The sequence below is a fragment of the Sphingopyxis sp. genome (assembly GCF_016463645.1).
In the GTDB taxonomy this organism is placed as follows: Bacteria; Pseudomonadota; Alphaproteobacteria; order Sphingomonadales; family Sphingomonadaceae; genus Sphingopyxis.
In genome coordinates, this window is the sequence record NZ_JAEMQX010000255.1 from 1 (window position 1) to 1,951 (window position 1,951).

Consider the following 1,951-nt stretch of genomic DNA (forward strand, 5'->3'; position numbering starts at 1 on the left):
CTATGACCTGACCAAGGGTCGGATCACCTATCGCTTCAAGTGAGCGGCGCGGCGACCATGCGTGCGCCCGTGCGAACTCTGGTATTGGCGTCGACTTCGCCGCGCCGGCGTGAACTGCTGGCGCGCATCGGTCTGGTGCCAGCGCGTATCGCCGCGCCTGAAATCGACGAAACGCCGCTGAAGGGCGAACTGCCGCGCGACTATGTCGCCCGGCTTGCCACGGGCAAGGCGCTCGCGGTCGCGCGTGCGCCGGACGAAGTCGTCCTCGCGGGCGACACGACGGTGGCCGTCGGTCGCCGCATTCTCGAAAAACCCGCCGACGAAGCCGATCTCCGCCGTATGCTCGGCCTGCTTTCGGGGCGGCGGCATCATGTCTGGTCGGGAGTCTGCGTCGTCGGTGCCGACGGCGGGACGCGCACGCGCGTCGTCGATACGATCGTTGCGTTCAAGGCGCTGAGCGCCACCGAAATCGATCTCTATGTCGAATCGGGCGAGGGCATGGGCAAGGCGGGTGGCTATGCGATCCAGGGGCGCGCCGAAGCCTTCGTCCGTTTCCTGTCGGGCAGCCATTCGAACGTCGTCGGCCTGCCGCTTTTCGAAACGCGCGCGCTTCTGACGAGCGCGGGAATCCCGCTTGGCTGAGTGGCTCTATGAAGCCGGGATCGGCGAGGCGCGGGCGGCGCTGGTCGTCGACGGCGAGATCGTCGAGGCGCGCATCGAACGCGAGGGCGAGGGGCCGCGCGTGGGCGCGATCGTCGGGGCGAAGCTGATCGAGGCGGGCAGAGGCGGCAAGGGCGCGCTGGTCGGGCTTGACTGGCCGGGCGAACCGCAAGCGACGCTCGCCGGATTGCCCCCATCGACTTCGACCGGCGCGCGACTGACCGTTGAAATCACGCGCATGGCGCTGCGCGAACGCGGCCGCGACAAGGCGGCGCGCGCGCGGATGGCGGAACCGGGCGCGGAGATCGCTGACGGCCCCGGCCTCCGCACGCGCATAGCCGCCGACGGTGTGCCCATCATCGAGGTGCGGCCCACCGATCGCGATTCACTCGAAGCGGCGGGCTGGACCGAACTGGTCGACTGCGTTCGTTCGGGTCATTGGCCGTTTGCGGGCGGAGCGCTATGGGTCGATGCGACCCCGGCGATGGTGCTGATCGATATCGATGGCGAGGGCGACGCGCTGGCGCTGGCCCAAACAGGCGCGCGCGCGGCCGCGGCCTTCATTCGCCGCTGCGATATCGGCGGATCGATCGGGATCGATTTTCCTTCGGTTGCCGATCGCGCAGGGCGGCACGCGATCGACGCCGCGATCGACGCCGCGCTTCTCCAACCCTTCGAGCGGACCGCGGTCAACGGTTTCGGTTTCATGCAGATCGTCCGTCGCCGCGACCGTCCCTCGCTGATCGAGCAAATCCGCCTCGATCCGGTGGCCACCGATGCGGCGCTGCTGCTGCGGCAGGCGGAACGCGCAGCCGGGGCAGGGCCGTTGACGTTGACGGCGCGCGCCCGCGTGATCGATCATATTTCCGCGCACTCCGATTGGATCGATGCGCTGCAAAAGCGGACCGGCCGTGCGGTCCGCCTGATCGCGGATCCGGCCATCAAGGGAACAGGTCATGCCCAGTAAATCCCAGCGTTGCCCGCTCTGCGGCAAGCCGCGCGATCCCGCATTCAAGCCCTTCTGCAGTCGTGGCTGCCGCGACCGCGACCTCCTCAACTGGTTCGGGGAGGATTATCGCGTGCCCGCCGTTCAGGCGCCCGACGGCACCGCCGATAACGATCGTTTCGACGAGGGATGACCCCGCCAAAACAGCGTAACAAAGTCACTGGACAGGACGCAAAGCCCTGCCTATAGCCGCCGCTCGCCAGCGCGGCCGACCGGCCGCCGCGGTTTGCCTGGGTAGCTCAGTTGGTAGAGCATGCGACTGAAAATCGCAGTGTCGGCGGTTCG

At 68.2% G+C, this 1,951-nt stretch carries 3 protein-coding genes; all 3 read left to right on the forward strand.

Translation table 11 applies throughout. The features are described 5' to 3' along the window. Positions 1-57: 57 nt before the first annotated feature. From JHC57_RS22275 to yacG, 3 genes are read left to right on the forward strand one after another with little or no spacing between them, the layout of a single operon-like run. Positions 58-642, forward strand: coding sequence for a nucleoside triphosphate pyrophosphatase (locus JHC57_RS22275; RefSeq protein WP_294032739.1), 585 nt, complete (start codon positions 58-60; stop codon positions 640-642). Next, entirely contained in the window at positions 635-1,627 is a 993-nt protein-coding gene (locus tag JHC57_RS22280) for a ribonuclease (protein WP_294032740.1), read from the forward strand. Before JHC57_RS22275 ends, JHC57_RS22280 begins: the two co-directional genes overlap by 8 nt. Beyond that, positions 1,617-1,799 (forward strand): DNA gyrase inhibitor YacG, encoded by a 183-nt coding sequence (yacG, locus tag JHC57_RS22285; protein ID WP_294032741.1) that lies wholly within the window; start codon positions 1,617-1,619, stop codon positions 1,797-1,799. Before JHC57_RS22280 ends, yacG begins: the two co-directional genes overlap by 11 nt. The last annotated feature ends 152 nt before the right edge of the window (positions 1,800-1,951 follow it).